This window comes from Streptomyces sp. NPDC087215, assembly GCF_044744885.1.
Taxonomy (GTDB): Bacteria; Actinomycetota; Actinomycetes; order Streptomycetales; family Streptomycetaceae; genus Streptomyces.
Map to the genome: position 1 here is coordinate 215,372 of NZ_JBIUZD010000006.1, position 16,669 is coordinate 232,040.

Here is a 16,669-nt window from a genome sequence, read left to right on the forward strand (position 1 = left end):
CACCCGGGCAACCCTCCTTCGGTGGGGGGAAGACATCGTGCTCGCCGGAAACCACTGCTCCTGATCCTGCGCGCGATGAAGCGTCCGGCCAGATGGAGGAGGAGACCACCCCTTCGAGGGAATCAATCAGCGGAGGCCAAACCGCCCCACGGTCGCCCCGCGAAGAGACCGTGCGGGCCCGGTCCGGGGCCGTCGGCGCGTAGGCGCCGCTCGTTCACGAAGGAGACCCCATGTCCCGTCTTCTGAAGGGTGCGGGCCTCGCACTCGCTGTGGGTACGGCCGTCGTCGGCGGCGCGTCCGCGGCGTCGGCCGACGCCGGAGCCTCCGGTGCGGCAGTCGGATCCCCCGGAGTCCTGTCGGGAAACCTGGTCCAGGTCCCGATCCACCTCCCGGTCAACGCGTGCGGCAACAGCGTCAGCGTGATCGGACTGCTCAACCCCGCCTTCGGCAACACCTGCGTCAACACCTGAAGGCACTGATCCCGGTACGCCCCCGCACTCCGGCCCGGACTGCTGGGGCGTACCGGCCCGTTCCTCTCCGGTTCGAACGGGTCCCCCCGCTGCCACCAGCCCACCCGAAGTCCGGCCGGAGCGGAACTCTCCGGGTGGTGACCAACGAGGTGTCACCACCCCTCATCGGCACAGGGCTCAACCCCGGCAAGCGGCAACCCCGACCGCACGCGGCTCACCCCTGAAGCCACCGAAGTCCCTGAAACCGCTGAAGCCCCGAATCGAAGAAACGAAAAAGAGAAAAACAAACCGGCAGACGCTTCCCCAGCGAGGCAATGCACAAGATCCACAGAAGGCAATTCATCTTTCTATCCGGACATTTAAAGAAACCTTTCTTCGAATCCTTTCCGAAATGACCGCGCGGTCGCCCGTGAATCCACTCCTCCCGCCCGGCTCATTTTTCCCATCGAGAACCCCACGCCCGGCCAGTCCGGCTTCGCACCCTCAGGCCGAGGCCCCACAACGGCGTACTTCCAGCCCAGAGGCCCCTCCATCTGCCTCCACCCCCGAAGCCGTCCCTTATTGCACATGGGTTGCAATAACAGTGCAAACCCGATCGGCCTAGCATTCTCATCGCGTGTCGCCGCAAAATAATTCCCCTTTCATCTCTCCCCCGCGCGGCTGTGGTCAGGCCGTTTGTGTCAGCTGCGCATGACATTCATTGGCGGTGCCGGGAATTTCGGCCACGCACGGCAGGCAACACATGCTTTCCTTCCGACTGCGCGGTCTGAGCACAAGAGCACGGCGCAGGGTCGGCGGGCCTTGCTTCTGCCGATACCTCAGGGGCCGCGTCGTCCGACCCAGTGGTCACCCCACCTCAGAGCTCCTGTCCGACCTCGCCGGTGTGCGGGGTGGCGCAGGGGCCGCAGTCGAGAGGAACACCCTTGAAGTCCATCTCCGCACGGCCTCGTTCGCGGCGTGCGCTCGACCAGTCCCTCCTCGTCCTGGGCGCCGGCGCGCTCGCGACCGGCATCGCCGCACTCACCCTCACCCCAGGGGTCAGCGCCGCCTCCAGCCACCGCGAAGCGCCGCTGATCGCGGGCGACCCCCGTGCGGACAACACCGACGTGTACGCGTACACCAGCCTCGACCGGCCCGACGCCGTCACGTTCCTGGCGAACTGGATCCCGTTCGAGGAGCCCAACGGCGGCCCGAACTTCTACGCGTTCGGTGAGGACCTCCGCTACAACATCAAGATCGACAACACGGGTGACGGCGTCTCCGACATCACCTACACCTGGCGCTTCCGCAACAGCTACCGGGACGCCGCCAACCAATTCCTGTACAACACCGGCCCGGTCACCTCGCTGAACGACCCCGACCTCAACTTCCGCCAGGTCTACGACCTCGTGGTCTCCCGCGGCGCCGAGAGCAAGGTGCTGCTCTCCGGCGTGCCCGCGGCCCCCTCCCGCGTCGGCCCGGCGTCCATGCCCGACTACACCGCCCTGCGCACCCAGGCGGTCCGCAACGTCCCCGGCGGCGGCAAGACGTTCGCGGGACAGGCCGAGGACCCGTTCTTCGCGGACCTCCGGGTCTTCGACCTCCTCTACGGCGGCAACCTGTCCGAGCGGGGCCAGGACACCCTGGCCGGCTACAACGTCAACTCCGTCGCCCTGCAGATCCCCAAGGCGCAGCTGGCGCTGAAGGGCGACCCGGGCCGTAACCCGGTCATCGGTGTGTGGTCCACGACCGACCGTCAGGGGGTGCAGGTCTCCGACTCCCGTGACACGCGCCGCGGCGAAAAATGGAAGCAGGTCTCCCGCCTGGGCAACCCCCTCGTCAACGAGGTCGTCGTGCCGCTGAAGTACAAGGACGCCTTCAACACCCTCAACCCGGACCAGGACCGCACCGTCCAGCCCGTCGTGGACAAGGTCCTCGACCCCATCCTGCCCAAGCTGATCCAGCAGGTCTACGACGTTCCGGCTCCGGCGACCCCGCGGCGGGACCTGTTCGAGATCTACCTCACGGGGATCTGCAAGGCGTGCGGACCGATCAAGGCCGACCTCAACGCCCACAGCCTCAACAAGGACGCGAAGAGCAAGAACATCGTGCCTGCTGAGGAACTGCGCCTGAACATGGCGGTTGCGCCCACGGCCAGCCCGAACCGCTACGGCGTCCTCGCCGGTGACCTCGCGGGCTTCCCCAACGGCCGCCGTCCGACCGACGACGTCATCGACATCTCCCTCCAGGCCGTCGAAGGCGCGGCCCAGACCGGCCGACTCGTCCCGGCCCTGGCCGACGGCGACAAGGTCGACGCCAACGAGGTGCCGTTCGGGACGTCGTTCCCGTACCTGGCGCTGCCGCACACCAAGTCCGTCAACAGCGGACCCGGCGGCACGGAGCGCTCCGGAGACGTGCAGGCCGGTTCCATCGGCGCGCTGGGCGCCATTCTCCTGGGAATCGGCGGATACCGCCTGCGCCGCAACCGCAAGACCGGCTGACCCAGCCCTTCCGGGCGGGGCCGAGGCCGGTCCTCCGGTGCCCGCCCGGAGCCCTTCGACGATTCCACCAGGGAGGATCCCGTGCACCGGCCCGCAGACAAACCCGCCCCCACGATCCGGCACCGCAGACACGTGCGCAGCGCCGCGATCACCATCGCCCTGGGCGTGGTCATGTTCACCGTCGGCGCCGTCGGCCTGTCCCCGTCAAGCTCCAGCACACCGGACATTCCCTCGTCTGCCCCGTCCTCGACGGGCCAGGGGCGCGGCATCGAGGCGCTGCGCGAGCGCGTCAAGCGGCTGCCGAGGGATCCGGTCAGCTGGGCGGACCTCGGCATGGCCATGGTCCGGCAGGCCCGCACCACCGCCGACCAGGCCGCCTACGCCCAGGCGGAGACGGCATTGCGCCGCTCCCTGGCCCTGCGGCCGACCGAGAACCTGCACGCCGAGTTCGCCATGGGCGCCCTCTGCGCAGCCCGCCACCAGTTCCGCGACGCACTGACCTGGGCCCGCAAAGCTGTCGCGACCAGCCCCCTCACCCCCGCCCCGTACGGGGTCCTCGCCGATGCCCACACCCAGCTCGGCCAGTACGAGGAAGCCGAGGAAGCCATCCAGAAGATGGCCGACCTGCGCCCCGACAGCTCATCCCTGGCCCGTGCCTCCTACGCGGCCGAGCTCCGCGGCGACACTCGCCGCGCCACGACCCTGATGGAGCGCGCGCTGCGGGCGGCAGGTACCCCGGACGAACGTGCCTTCGCCCGTACCCACCTGTCCTCCCTCGCCCTGGAGAGCGGCGATGCGGCGACCGCCCTTCGGCAGGCACAGGCCGGGCTGGCCGTCGCGCCGCGTGACGCGGGCCTCCTGGAAGCCCGAGCCAGAGCCCACGCTGCCACGGGCAACCGGGAGCAGGCGGTCGCCGACTACACCGCGGCGGTCTCGGCGGCCCCGCTGCCTCAGTACCTCCTGGGACTCGGCGATCTCCAGCAGTCCCTCGGACACCAGGATCTGGCCCAGGCCCAGTACGCGGTCCTCCGTGCCCAGGAAACGCTCCGCCAGGCCGCGGGCACGCCCGCCGACGTCGACGCGATCCTCTTCGAAGCCGACCACGGCAACCCCCGGCAGGCCGTCACCATGGCCGAGTCAGCGGTCCGTGAGAGGCCGTTCGTCGCAGTCCACGACGCCTGTGCCTGGGCCATGCACCGCGCGGGCCGCGACCAAGAGGCGCTGGCCGAATCCGACAAGGCCCTCGCGCTCGGTACGCCCAGCGCGCTCTTCCTCTACCACCGCGGCGCCATCCACCGGGCGCTCGGCGACACCACGGCCGCCCGCCGCGACCTTGAGCGGGCTCTGGCCCTGGAACCCACCTTCCACCCGTTGCACGCCCCCGCGGCGCGCGAAGCGATCCGGCGAATCGACGAGACCCCATGAACCTCCGCACCCGGTGGCGCGCAGCCGCCGCCCCGCTCGCGGCCACCCTGCTCACGCCGCTCGCCCTGCTCGCCGCGACCGTGCCCGCGGCCGCGCATCCGCTGGGCAACTTCACCGTCAACTACGCGACCAGCCTGACTCTGCGTCCCGACGCGGTCGAGACCGAGATCGTGGTCGACCGCGCCGAGATCGCCACGGCACAGGAGCGCCTGTTCATCGACCGCGACCACGACGGGAACATCACCGCCGACGAACAGGACGTCTACGCGGACCGGGCGTGCGGCACGCTGTCCGGGCAGGTGGCTGCCGATGTGGACGGTGCGGGCCTCCGGTGGAACCGGGGTACCGACAGGCTCACCTTCCACCCGGGCGAGGCCGGGCTCGAGACCAGCCGTCTCACGTGCCGACTCACCGCCGGAGCCCACCTCACCTCGCCGTCCCGTGTCCGTGTCACCACGCACTACGACACCCAGCGCATCGGCTGGCACGAGATCACCGCCCGCGGCGAAGGCATCACCCTCACCCGCTCCACCGTCCCGGCGCTCTCCGCCACCGACCGACTGCGCCACTACCCGCAGGACCCTCTCTCCGCCCCGCTCGACCAGCGCACCGCCGAGCTGCGGACCACACCCGGGCAAGGGCCCGCGGCCCGGATCGTGCCGCCGGGACTGCCTGGCGCAGGTCCCGTCACCGCGATGCTGAACCAGGTCTCCGCGGTCTTCGGCGACCTCGTCGGAAGCCGCGAACTGACAGTCCCCGTCGGCCTGCTCGCGCTGCTCCTCGCCATCGTCCTCGGCGCATCCCACGCCGCGATGCCCGGTCACGGCAAGACCATCATGGCCGCCTACCTCGCCGGCCGCCGCGGCACACCCCGAGACGCCCTCACCGTCGGCGCCACCGTCACCCTCACCCACACCACCGGCGTCCTCGCCCTCGGCCTCGCCCTCCCACTGGCCACCCACCTCGCCGGGGAAACCGTCCTGACCTGGCTCGGCCTGGCAAGCGGTCTCCTCGTCACCGCCATCGGCATCCAGCTTCTGCACTCCGCCCTCCGAGGACGGGAACACCAGCACGGACACCACCGCCACAGCCATCACCACCGTGCCGGACACGGCCACACCCATGGCGGTCACACCCACGGCACCCGCCACGGGCACGGTCACGCCCCGCAGCCCACGCTCCCGTCCTCACGGCACGCCCCCGACACCGTGCCGGCCGCCGGAGCCACCGCCGTACTGACCAGGACCAGCACAGCGCCTGAGCACGACCACCACCACACCCACCACGGCGAAGCCCACCACCACGGCCACGCCCCACGACGGCGTTGGCCCTTGGTCGGGATCGGCATCGCAGGCGGTCTCATCCCCAGCCCTTCGGCTCTGGTCGTCCTCCTCGGAGCCGTCGCACTCGGCCGAACGGCCTTCGGGGTCCTTCTCGTGATCGGCTACGGCCTCGGAATGGCGGTCACCCTCACCCTCGCCGGACTCCTCCTGGTACGACTGCGCGACCGGATCAGCTCCCGAACAGCGGGGAAGGCCTCCGCCCTGCTGAAAGCCTTCGGACGCATCGGCCCCGCCGCCACCTCGGCCCTCGTCCTCCTGGTCGGCATCGGCCTCGCTGCCCGCGCCGCCTCCAGCATGTGATCGAAGCCGACCACGACTCGCCAGCGAGGCCGGGGTGCCGACGGACATCTGTCGGTCGGCACCGCGAGGGCGCTCCGCGCCGTGGCCGCGTGAGCCGCGACGAAGTCGGCGCGCTCCAGGTCCCCTGGTGAAGGTGCGAGGCCGTAGAGGACCAGGCGGTGGTGGGGCAGACCGAACCGAGGGCCCGCGGGTTCTGGATCCCGTCCCGCGGCTTCTTGCCGTTCTCCGGGGCAGCCACCACATCGGGATGCGTGTCGGCCTGAAAGGTCTCCGCCTCCTTGGTGCCGGCTTTCTCGTTGAAGGTGACGGCCCGTTGCCTGAACACGGACTGCCCGGCCGGGTCGTCCGCCTTCGCGGCGGCGGTGATGCGCACGCCGTCCATGGCGGCGACGGCCCGGCGGAGTTCGGTCTCGTCGGCCTCGCGCAGAATGCGGTGGCCGAAGAAGACCGTAGCCAGGCGCTCGTACGGGCTCGCCAAGGTTCCGGGGCTCCCCGGTTCGGGGGCGAAGCGCATGGCCCCGCGGGCGCGCGGGCGCTGGTGCACGGCGTCCGCGACCGCGCTCTTGCCGACGCCTTCGTCCCCGTACGGTCGGACGCTCGTGCCTTCGGTCGGTTGGGAGACGACGGTGTCCGCAAGTGCCCTACGGCCGAACAGCTTGACGTCGGCGGGCGCGGCCAGCACCTCGGGCTGACGCGGGGGAACCTGGGCCTAGCCGTCCTCCTGGGACACCAGATCGACGGCGTTGTCATCCTGGCTGACGATGCCATGGTTGACGTCGGCCACAGCTTCGCGGGCACCCGGGACGGAGGCGGCCACGTCCGCCGGAGCAGGCCTCCGGGTCCGGCCCTGTGGCGGGGTCCCGGCGGTACTCATCGGCGCACGATGTTCGTCACGCCGTCCCCGGTGGAGACGATCCCCGTCATGTCCCCGCCCACGGCCATCGTGCGCTCACCGCTCGTCTCCGCCCTCGGCACGGGCAGCAGAGCCGCTGGCTCCGCGCGGTTCGGGAGGAGTGTCGCAGCGCCTGCCGGATCCGCAGGCACAGGGCGGCCACTGCGTCCCGGTCGCCGTCCGTCTCCGCCAGATCCGTCACCGCCGCATCCCGCGCCGGGCGATCAGGGTCGTTCCGGCGCAGCCGATTCCAGCAGGCGCCGCCCGAGACGCACGGTGGCGTCGACGGCCTCGTCCTCGGCTCGGGTCAGCACCGTGGCGCGGTAGGCGCTCACAGCCGCGCTGACCGCCGGGACGGCTTGACTCAAAAGGATCTCGATCTCGAACACCGACACCCCCGTAGTCGTGTCGACCCATCCGACGTGCAGGAAGAGCGACTGACCATCCCATCGCCGCAGTGACCGACCTCTGTGCGCCGAGAACCTTCCGACGTCGCACCCCTTCCTCTCACATGGGCGAGAAATCGCTAAGATGCCCGCGCCCGGGGGCGGGTCCGTCTGCCCCCCGGTTCCTCGTCGGCACCGAGCGGTTCGTCACCGGGCACGCCTTCGGCTTCGCCGAGCACTTCGGCCCCCACCTCGCCGCCGGAGACCAGGGCGCGTAGACCTGACCGTCGGCGTCACCCGGCTCTTGCGGATCGCCCGGGAGGGACTGCCGGGCGGTCCCGACGCCGTCGGCCACGGCACCCCGGAAGCCACCCGCGCCCGGCCCGGTTCCCGGCCATGTCCCGCACATCCCGTCCGGCCGTCCGGAGGGTCCGCACCGCGCACCGGGCGGCGACATGCCCACGGCGCACCACGATGACCCATCGGCCGCGATGGCATTTCCGGGCGGGCCACCGGCCGGCCGCGGGCACCGCCGCGCGGTGGTGGAGCGGGACCGCTCTCCCATGGCTGAAACCCCGTCGCCCGGCCCTACGACTCATTGACCGCACAGCGCCATCGCGCTTGCATACCCGTGGTCCTCCAGCAGTGAAATGGAGGAGGAATCATGCCCTGAGTGGGGGGAAAATGAGGAGAAGGACGAACAGGAACACCACCAGACGCGTGCGCGTCGCCCTGAGCACGGCGGTTGTGGTGTGCGCGGTCACGGCGGTGCTGCCGGGAGCGGCCTCGGCCGAGACCAGGGCGGGGGCGGACGTCGCGACCGACCGCGCCACCACGGTCGGGCTGATCACTGCCGCGCCCGGCAGCGTCCCGGCCAACGGCGACTCCACCGGCGCCTCGATCACACCCGATGGCCGCCACATCGTCTTCCAGTCGGGGGCGACGAACCTCACCTCCGACACCCCGTCAGCGGGGGACGCGCCCTACCTCCGCGACCAGCAGACGGGGCTGACCAAGCGGGTCAGCTCCCAGACACCGCTACAGCCCCCGACGGTCAGCGGTGACGGTCAGTACGCCGCCTATCCGTTGCAGTGGATGAGGAACGTCCGGATCCGACTGGAGCAGGTGGCCACCGGAAGCAACATCAGCGCCGACTGCCAGGCCGACAGCTGCAACCAGGTGTCACTGAGCGCGGACGGCCGCTACGTCGTCCTCGTCGTCCTCATCAAGAGGCCGGGATTCTCCGACCGCCAGCGCATCGAGGTCCAGGACCTGGTGGGCGGCGGCAAGCAGACGATCTTCAACCTCCCCCACACCTTCCCGTCCCTGCCCTCCATCAGCGGTGACGGCCGCTACGTCGCCTACCAGGACGCCGAAACACATGACGTCTACCTGCGGGACCGGGTCGCCGAGACCATCGCCGGCCCGATCGAGGGCCCGGCCGTGAACGCGTCGTTCGTCCAGCTCAGCGACGACGCCAGCAAGATCGTCTACCGCGTGGGTGTCGACACGTACGTCCATGACGTGGCGTCGGGCGCCGCCCAACTGGTGCCGAACGTACGCGGTGTGGCCATCGACCCCACCGGCCGCTACCTGCTGTACGCCCCGACCGGCACCACCGGCCCCTCGTCCCTCACCCTGCGCGACCTGCGGACAGGCGCCGACGAGAGCGTCTCGGACCAGCCCGCCTCGGCCGGCGTCGACGCGGTCAGCTCCGGCGGCCACGACGTCGTCTTCCATTCCACCGCCGATGGCATCGTGCCCGGCGACACCAACGGCAAGTCGGACGTCTTCGTACGCCACTTCTCCTGACGTCCCGGCCGGTTCCGGTCGGGACGGCCGCCGCACCCTCACGACGCTCCACTGCCTCCGCACACGGGTTCCGGTGACCCGTCCGCGAACCGCAGATCAGGACCCCGGCCGGGATCCTGGTCACCAGCCAGTGACTACACGGCACCCCTGCCCACGCGCCCTGCGCCGCGCTGCGGTCGGCGGCTCGGTGACAGGGCCGTCGAAGGCGCGGCACAGCCTGCTCAGCTCGGTTGCGAGGGCCGGAGCGTCCAGTTCGTGGTGCCAGGCGGCTGCACTGCCGAAGAGGCTCTCGGCGTTGTCCCGGATCCGGTCCCCGTGAGCCGCGCACCACGCGTCGGCGGCCCCCTGGCTCGCCCTCTCCACGCACTACCCGGCAACGTCACGGCCCCTGCCGCGCCATCGATCGCATGTCCGAGCCGAAGTGCCCGCCCCTCGGCGGACCGCCGCACCCCCGGACCCAGAGCGTCGGCAACCTTCCGCCAGGACGCCCCACGCTCACGGGCGGCACGGATCAGCTCCAACTCCTCGCGGTCCAACCGCTCGCGGGCCTCGGCCACCCGAGTCAGCGCGGCAAGGACATCCCGGGCCGGGACCTCGCAGGGCGGCAGCAGCCCCCGAAGCCGTCGAGTGCCACCGCCGCCTCGTCGACCCTCTCCGGCCTGTGACCCATCGGACCGCCAGAACTCCCGTACCGTTCCTGCAGAGCAGCCTCCGCCCGCCACTTCCGCTCGGAGTGCTCCACGCCGTCGATCGCCATGCGTGTCGGCATTCCGCTGAATTCCGCCGACACGCCACTCGCGTCAGCGGAACACCGACACCACACCGGAGAAGGGCCGTCGGGCCACGCCCGTCCCGCGCCCGTCGTCCGCACGGCTCCGCGCCGCCGAGCCGGTGAAGATGCGGCAGGACACCCCTTCGGGCGGTACCGGCACGCCCTCGGCGCACGCCGGTCACCGTCCGGCCCCGGCAGCAGGACCTGGCGCTCACCGAAGTCCGCCGTACGGCAGGAGTGGGCTCGGCGCGGCCCCGCGAGGGCGGCACCTCAGCCGAGTGGGTCAAGTTCCAGCAGATCACCGGCCCGGCCGACCTGGAGGCAGCCGGTCCTGAGGCCGCGGAGGACGCGTCAGCGCACAAGGTCTTCCCAGCAGCCGAGGGCGCGGTCACGACCCACCACCGGCGCGCACCGGTGATGCCGGGCCGGAGAGGGGCCGCCCGGGTCTCCCGCCGCCCGGACGCGACCGCCCGAGTTCGACATGTGCCGATTCGATACGTGAACCCATAGTCAAGAGATCTTAAAACTTAGGTTAGGCTCACCAAAGCAAGATCTTCGTGGTCCCCTCGCCTTCCGGCGCCGGGGCACCTGTCTGACTGAGGAGTCGTCCGTCGTGCGTACCGTCCGTTTTCACAAGAGCGTCGTTGTGACCAGTACGGTCCTGTGCGCGGGTCTGCTGCTCAGCGCCTGTGGCACGTCCGATGAGAAGTCGGATTCGGCCAAGCCCCAGGGCGAGGTCACCATCACGACCGCCAAGGGCGAGATGAAGGTCCCGCTGAAGCCCGTCCGGGTCGCCGCACTCGACAACACCTCCTTCCTCACGCTGAAGGCGTTCGGGATCAAGCCGGTCGCCGTGCCGAAGGGGCTGCTGCCCAACGAGGGGTTCGAGGACTGGAAGAACGACTCCTCCATCAAGGACGTCGGCACCCACCGCGAGCCCAAGTTCGAAGCCCTGAACGCGAGCGAGCCGGACCTGATCGTCGGTGGCTACCGCTTCACCGACCACCACGCCAAGCTGGCCAAGATCGCAAAGACGATCGACGTGGCTCCGTCCGACGAGGCCAAGGGCGGCTACGTCAACGCCCTCAAGGTCCAGACCGAGACCCTCGGCAAGGTCTTCGGGCAGGACGCCAAGGCCAAGGAGATCGTCGGCGCCCTCACCAAGGCCGAGCAGGACGCGGTCACGTCCACCAAGGGCGAGACGGTCTTCCTCGCCGTCGCCAGCGCCGGGAAGGTCGACAACGGCGCCAGCCGGATCGGCCGTCTCTCGCAGCCGCTGAACCTGAAGAACGTCCTCGGCGCCGAGGGCGAGGACAGCACCTCCGTGCACAACGACTCCGGCCTCGCCCCCGAGACGATCGCCAAGCTCAACCCCGACTGGATGATCGTCCTCGACCGTGACGCCGCCGTGGGCGCCGAGGAGGGCACCGAGGCCGTCGCCGCGAAGAAGGTCATCGAGGGCATGGACGCCTGGGACAAGACCACCTTCCGCACCAAGGGCCAGGTCATCTACCTGGACAACGACTTCTACCTGACCGAGGGCATCCAGGCGTACACCGACGCCTTCGGCCAGGTGGCGACCGCCTTCGACGCCGCCTGATTCCTTCCACGCCGGCCGTTCCGGCCCCCGACACGGGGCCGGGACGGCCGTACACCTCCCCCCGTCCCGGAAGCCCGATGCGCCGAATACCCCTGTTGCTGGCCACGCTCGGTGTCCTCGCCCTGGTCACCGCGTCCCTCTTCGTCGGCGGCTACGACATCGACCTGCGCGGTCTGTTCACCGACGCCGACGAGCGGGAGATGTTCTTCATCTCCCGGGTGCCGCGAACCATCGCCCTGGTCCTGGCGGCGGCCGCGATGGCCGTCTCCGGTGTGATCATGCAGATGCTGGTCCAGAACCGCTTCGTGGAGCCGACGACCACCGGCACCAGCGAGTGGGCCGCCCTCGGCATCCTGCTCCTCACCCTGTTCACCCCGGCTGCCTCGCCCCTGGTGAAGATGGCCACCGCCAGCGCCTTCGCCTTCGCCGGAGCCCTCGTCTTCCTGATCGTGCTGGGCCGGATCGCACTCACGTCCCGGGTCATCGTGCCGATCGTCGGCATCATGCTGGGCGCGCTGGTCGGCTCGGTGACCCTTTACATCGCCTCGTCGCAGAATCTGCTCCAGATGCTCGCCACCTGGCGCTCCGGCGGATTCAGCTCCATCGTCCGCGGCAACTACGAACCCCTGTGGGTGGTCGGCGCCATCGTCGTCGGGCTGTACTTCCTCGCCGACCGGTTCACCATCGCCGGTCTCGGCAGGGACACGGCCACCAGTCTGGGGCTGCCGTACCGCCGGATCCTCTTCACCGGCCTGGTGATGGTCGCCCTGGCCACCGGTGTGACCACCGTCGTGATCGGCTTCATCCCGTTCCTCGGGCTGATCGTCCCCAACCTGGTCTCGATGGCGCGCGGCGACGACGTCCGCGCCAATCTGCCGTGGGTGGTGCTGTCCAGTGTGGCGCTGATGATCGCCTGCGATCTCGTCGGGCGGACCGTCGTCTTCCCGCTGGAGATCCCGGCGACGGTGGTGCTCGGCGCCGTCGGTGCGCTCGTGTTCGTCGCGATGATTCTGCGTCAGCGGGAGAAGGCCCATGTCTGAGACTTCAGCGTCCGCCGCCGCCCCGGCGCGCGTGGCGGATCCCGCTGCCCCGGGCCGCCGGAAGCTTCCGCCGGTCGCGCGGATCGCCCTCGCGACCGTCCTCGCCGCCGTCGCCGCGCTCGGCTATCTCTTCCTCTTCATCGAGGGCTCGTTCGACTTCGCCTTCGAACGACGGCTCACGATCTTCTGGACCATGGCCGTGGTGGCGTTCTGCCACGCCGTGGGCACCGTGGTCTTCCAGACCATCACCCACAACCGGATCCTGACCCCGTCGATCATGGGATTCGACGCGGTCTACATCCTGATGCAGACCTTGATGGTGGCCTTCTTCGGCGGTGGTGTGCTCGCCGTCACCGACGGTATGCCGAAGCTGGTCACCCAGACCCTGCTGATGGTCGGCTTCACCATGCTGCTCTTCCGCTGGCTCTTCTCCGGCCGCAACGGCAGCCTCCATGTGCTGCTGCTGGTGGGTGTGGTCCTCGGCCTCGCCTTCCGCGGCCTGTCGGACTTCCTCCAGCGGCTGCTGTCGCCCGCCGAGTTCGATGTGCTGTCGGCCCGGCTCTTCGGCCGGCTCACCAGCGCCGAGCCGGGGTATCTGCCGGTGGCGACCGTGGTCTGCGTGGCCGTCGGCATCGTCGTCCTCCGGCGCTGCTACCGGCTCGACGCCCTGCTCCTCGGCCGGGACACCGCCACCAACCTGGGCATCTCCCACAGGCGCGAGCTGACGGTGATGCTGCTGATGGTCTCCCTGCTGATCGCGATGGCCACGGCGCTCGCCGGCCCGATGACCTTCTTCGGCTTCGTCACCGCGATCCTGGCCCACCAGATGGCGGGCACCCACCGGCACGCCGTCGTCCTCCCCCTGGCGTTCCTCATCGGCATACTCACCCTGGCCGGCGGCCAGTTCGTGATGGAACACGTCTTCTACGCCTCCGGCATGCTCACCGTCGTCATCGAGTTCCTCGGCGGGGCGGTCTTCCTCCTCCATCTCCTGCGGAAGGGCACCCTGTGATCGAGTTCACCGGCATCAGCAAGTCGTACGGCGACCACACCGTGCTCGGACCGGTCTCCGGGACGATCCCGGCGGGCGGCGTGACGTCCCTCGTCGGCCCGAACGGCGCCGGGAAGTCCACCCTGCTGACCATCATCGGCAGGCTCGACGAACCGACCTCGGGCACCGTCACCGTCGACGGCGTCGACGTCCACCGGGCCAAGTCCCGCGACGTGGCCCAGATCCTGTCCATCCTCCGTCAGGAGAACCACTTCACCGCCCGCGTCACCGTCCGGGAGCTGGTCTCCTTCGGCCGCTTCCCGCACAGCCGGGGCCGACTCACCAAGGACGACATCGTCAAGGTGGAGGAAGCCCTCGACTTCCTGCACCTCGGCGACCTCCAGCACCGCTATCTCGACCAGCTCTCCGGCGGCCAGCGCCAGCGCGCCTACGTCGCGATGGTGCTCGCCCAGGACACCCGCTACGTCCTGCTCGACGAGCCGCTCAACAACCTGGACATGAAGCACTCCGTCCGGATGATGAGCCAGCTCCGCAGGGCCGCCGACGAACTGGGCAAGACCGTCGTCCTGATCGTGCACGACATCAACTTCGCCGCCACCTACTCGGACCAGATCATCGCCCTGCGCGACGGGAAGATCGCGGCGTCCGACACCGTCGACGGCATGATGCGGGCCGAGATCCTCAGCGAGGTCTTCGACACCCCGGTTCAGATCCACGAGGTCGAGGGCAGGCGGACCGCCGTCTACTACCGCTGAACCGGTCCCGGAGGACGCCCGCCTGGACCCGGAGGGCGTCGCGCGTCACCCTCGCGCCGCCGGACACCACCGACACCGGCCCCTCCGGCACCGACCTGGCCCGCGTGATGCTCCGGTGGTGGCGTCGGTGCTCGCGGTGGTCCACCCGCTGGTGGTGGTGCTGGTGACGTCCGTGCTGCCGCGCGGGCCGGGGGTGGTGGTCGCGGCCCGGCTCGACCACCGGCTGCACAACCAGAACCTGGCGCCGCGGAACATCAGGGGGATGATGCGCGGGCACCCGACGGTCAGTGAGCGGGTGAGCGAGGTCCGCGCGAACACGATGCGGAGGGCACCTGCGGGGCTGGTACGCGGGAGTGCGAGGAGATCGACAGCAGGCTCATAGGGGCGCCCCCCTTGTATATACGGTCTCGGTGGTCGCCGCTTCGCTGAGCGGGGTGTTCCTCATAGGAACGTGGGCGGCGCTGGGCGCGCTGGTGGTGTCGGGGTGGATGGAGATGGCGGCGGCCGGGGCCGCGCTCGTCGCGCTGCAGACGGCGTCCACGGCACTGTCGGTCCTGGTCGTCCGAGCGGGGCCGGATCAGCGAGGACGGCTCCTTCGAGGAACCGGTCCGGGCGGGCGGGCCGTTCGCCGAGCCGTACGGGCCGCTGTCGAACGACCGGTGAGCCGGAGGTGAGGGGGGAGCACCGGCCGCGGTGCTCCCCGACCGCTCCTTCTGTCACACGTTCGGCCGGGGCCGGGCCGAGGCGCTCGGTGGTCGGCGTGGCCCGTACGGTCGGTGCTTCCCGGTGTCGTCGATTCCTGTGACCGGTACGCCTCCGAACGTCAGCAGGTCCCGTCGACAGGTCCCGTGACCGGCGCTTCCCGCTCTCGGCAGGCCCCGTGAGCGATGCCCCGGGGTACGGGGGTGGCCCGTGGCCGACGCCTCCCGCCCCCTCGGCTCGACGGGTCGCCCGCTCTCGGCGTGTCCTGTGGTCGGCGCGTCCGCTTGGACGGGTGGGGCCGGTGGGGTTGCGTGGGCGGGCGCCCGTACCGTACGGGGAGCATTCGTGAGCGAAGGAGACCGCCGTCATGGCCGACTACCGGATCGAGACCGTCCGCACCGGGTACCGGAACTGGACCGCCCGCAACGACCGGGGCGCGGAGGTCCGGATGGCCGCGGCCGACGACGCGGACGCCCAGCCGTCGTTCACGCCGGTCGAACTGCTGCTCGCCGCGATGGGCGGCTGCGGCGGGCTCGTCGTGGACCGGACGGCGAGGGCCGTGGACCACGACGACCTCCGGATCGTGGTGGAGTCGGTCTCGGGGCCCGAGGACGACGGCCGGGTGGGCCGTATCCGGGTCAGCTACGAGTTCGAGCTGCCGGACAACAACCCCCGGGCGGCCGAGGTCTTCGCGCGCGGGGTGCGCCTCACCCACGAGAAGTTCTGCACGGTCAGCCGGACCGTGGAGCACGGCGCGCGCGTGGAGGCCGTCCTGCCGGACGGCACGGTCGGCTTCGAAGGCTGAGGCCCCGCCCGCCCCGACGCGCGGAGCCGCCGGAAGCCGTGACCCGGGCCCGGGATCCCCGGGCCCGGGGATCCCGGGCCCGGCCGTCACTCCTCGATCGCGCCGCCGGTCCGGCGCAGATGCCGCCGGAAGGTGTACGAGGGGTCCTCGGCCCGCGCCGCGAGATAGGCGTCGAACCCGGTCTGCGCGCGGAGCGTCTCCCCCGCCCTGATGCGGCGGGCCTGTTCGCGTTCCGTGCGGAAGATGCCGTGGGCCGTCTCCAGGACGGCGTCCGCGCGGGCGGCGGAGACGAAGAGGACGCCGTCGTCGTCCGCGAAGACGACGTCGTCGGAGGTGACTTCGTGCGCGCCGAACCGGGCGGTGTCCAGCGAGTCCGGGTCACGGGGGTCGACGCGTACCGGGCCGGGCGCGTGGCGTCCGTACGAGAAGACCGGCAGCCCGATCCCGACGAGGTCCGGGGTGTCGCGGTGCAGGCCCCAGACGACGACCCCGGCGACGCCCGCCGCCCCGGCCTCCAGGACCGCGAGGTCACCGACGCAGGCCTCGTCGAGGCGGCCCGCGTTGTCGATGACCAGGACGTCACCGGGTTCGGCGCGGGTGAAGGCCTCCAGGAAGACGTCGACGCTGCCGTGGTGCCGGGCGGGCAGGGCCCGTCCGGCGACGCGCTGTCCGTCGACGACGGGCAGGATTCCGGCGGGCGCGGCCCGCAGGGGTTCCCCGAGGCGCACGCAGGCGTCGGCCACCAGGGGCGTGGAGAGTCCGGCGAATCCGGCGAGGTCCTTCGGCATCGGGCGTTCCGTTCCGTAGCGGGTGCGGGCGCTGACCGCGCGATGCTACCGGGCGGAGCGGGCACGGACCGTCCGGCTTCCCGCTCG

Annotated in this window: 15 protein-coding genes; 12 read left to right on the forward strand and 3 right to left on the reverse strand. The window is 70.8% G+C overall.

Annotated elements, in window-relative coordinates:
• Window positions 1-230 precede the first annotated feature (230 nt).
• From ACIO92_RS18500 to ACIO92_RS18515, 4 genes are all read left to right on the forward strand, one after another.
• Window positions 231-470: a chaplin gene (locus ACIO92_RS18500; RefSeq protein ID WP_402282055.1), complete on the forward strand. Its 240-nt coding sequence runs from the start codon at window positions 231-233 to the stop codon at window positions 468-470.
• A gap of 923 nt (window positions 471-1,393) precedes the next feature.
• Window positions 1,394-2,950: a DUF4331 domain-containing protein gene (locus ACIO92_RS18505; RefSeq protein ID WP_366441837.1), complete on the forward strand. Its 1,557-nt coding sequence runs from the start codon at window positions 1,394-1,396 to the stop codon at window positions 2,948-2,950.
• 81 nt (window positions 2,951-3,031) lie between these two features.
• Entirely contained in the window at window positions 3,032-4,375 is a 1,344-nt protein-coding gene (locus ACIO92_RS18510; protein ID WP_402057288.1) for a tetratricopeptide repeat protein, read from the forward strand.
• Entirely contained in the window at window positions 4,372-6,018 is a 1,647-nt protein-coding gene (locus ACIO92_RS18515; protein WP_402282051.1) for a nickel/cobalt transporter, read from the forward strand. Before ACIO92_RS18510 ends, ACIO92_RS18515 begins: the two co-directional genes overlap by 4 nt.
• A gap of 709 nt (window positions 6,019-6,727) precedes the next feature.
• Here ACIO92_RS18515 and ACIO92_RS18520 read toward each other — a convergent pair.
• Window positions 6,728-6,892, reverse strand: coding sequence for a hypothetical protein (locus tag ACIO92_RS18520; RefSeq protein WP_402282049.1), 165 nt, complete (start codon window positions 6,890-6,892; stop codon window positions 6,728-6,730).
• A 242-nt stretch (window positions 6,893-7,134) separates the two neighbouring features.
• A complete protein-coding gene (locus ACIO92_RS18525) occupies window positions 7,135-7,299 on the reverse strand; it encodes a hypothetical protein (RefSeq protein ID WP_402057280.1) in 165 nt (54 codons plus the stop codon).
• A gap of 717 nt (window positions 7,300-8,016) precedes the next feature.
• Here ACIO92_RS18525 and ACIO92_RS18530 point away from each other — a divergent pair.
• The 8 genes from ACIO92_RS18530 to ACIO92_RS18565 all read left to right on the forward strand — a co-directional run bounded on the left by ACIO92_RS18530 (window position 8,017) and on the right by ACIO92_RS18565 (window position 15,794).
• Window positions 8,017-9,108 (forward strand): hypothetical protein, encoded by a 1,092-nt coding sequence (locus ACIO92_RS18530; protein WP_402057277.1) that lies wholly within the window; start codon window positions 8,017-8,019, stop codon window positions 9,106-9,108.
• Between the two features lie 407 nt (window positions 9,109-9,515).
• The gene (locus ACIO92_RS18535; RefSeq protein WP_402057274.1) at window positions 9,516-9,773 is read left to right on the forward strand and encodes a hypothetical protein; all 258 of its coding nucleotides are present in this window, start codon (window positions 9,516-9,518) and stop codon (window positions 9,771-9,773) included.
• Between the two features lie 753 nt (window positions 9,774-10,526).
• Window positions 10,527-11,480 carry an ABC transporter substrate-binding protein gene (locus ACIO92_RS18540; RefSeq protein ID WP_401237177.1) on the forward strand — a complete coding sequence of 318 codons (954 nt, stop codon included), beginning with the start codon at window positions 10,527-10,529 and terminating at the stop codon, window positions 11,478-11,480.
• A gap of 77 nt (window positions 11,481-11,557) precedes the next feature.
• Window positions 11,558-12,520, forward strand: coding sequence for an iron chelate uptake ABC transporter family permease subunit (locus ACIO92_RS18545; protein ID WP_366441844.1), 963 nt, complete (start codon window positions 11,558-11,560; stop codon window positions 12,518-12,520).
• Window positions 12,513-13,532 carry an iron chelate uptake ABC transporter family permease subunit gene (locus ACIO92_RS18550; protein WP_366441845.1) on the forward strand — a complete coding sequence of 340 codons (1,020 nt, stop codon included), beginning with the start codon at window positions 12,513-12,515 and terminating at the stop codon, window positions 13,530-13,532. Before ACIO92_RS18545 ends, ACIO92_RS18550 begins: the two co-directional genes overlap by 8 nt.
• On the forward strand, window positions 13,529-14,287 hold the full coding sequence (locus ACIO92_RS18555; protein ID WP_366441846.1) for an ATP-binding cassette domain-containing protein: 759 nt from the start codon (window positions 13,529-13,531) through the stop codon (window positions 14,285-14,287). The genes ACIO92_RS18550 and ACIO92_RS18555 overlap by 4 nt, the downstream gene beginning before the upstream one ends.
• Before the next feature lie 118 nt (window positions 14,288-14,405).
• A complete protein-coding gene (locus tag ACIO92_RS18560) occupies window positions 14,406-14,669 on the forward strand; it encodes a hypothetical protein (protein WP_402282045.1) in 264 nt (87 codons plus the stop codon).
• A gap of 687 nt (window positions 14,670-15,356) precedes the next feature.
• Window positions 15,357-15,794 (forward strand): OsmC family protein, encoded by a 438-nt coding sequence (locus ACIO92_RS18565; RefSeq protein WP_351785088.1) that lies wholly within the window; start codon window positions 15,357-15,359, stop codon window positions 15,792-15,794.
• A gap of 86 nt (window positions 15,795-15,880) precedes the next feature.
• Here the strand turns inward: ACIO92_RS18565 and ACIO92_RS18570 are convergent, their stop codons facing one another.
• On the reverse strand, window positions 15,881-16,582 hold the full coding sequence (locus tag ACIO92_RS18570) for an RraA family protein (RefSeq protein WP_366441847.1): 702 nt from the start codon (window positions 16,580-16,582) through the stop codon (window positions 15,881-15,883).
• Between the last annotated feature and the right edge of the window lie 87 nt (window positions 16,583-16,669).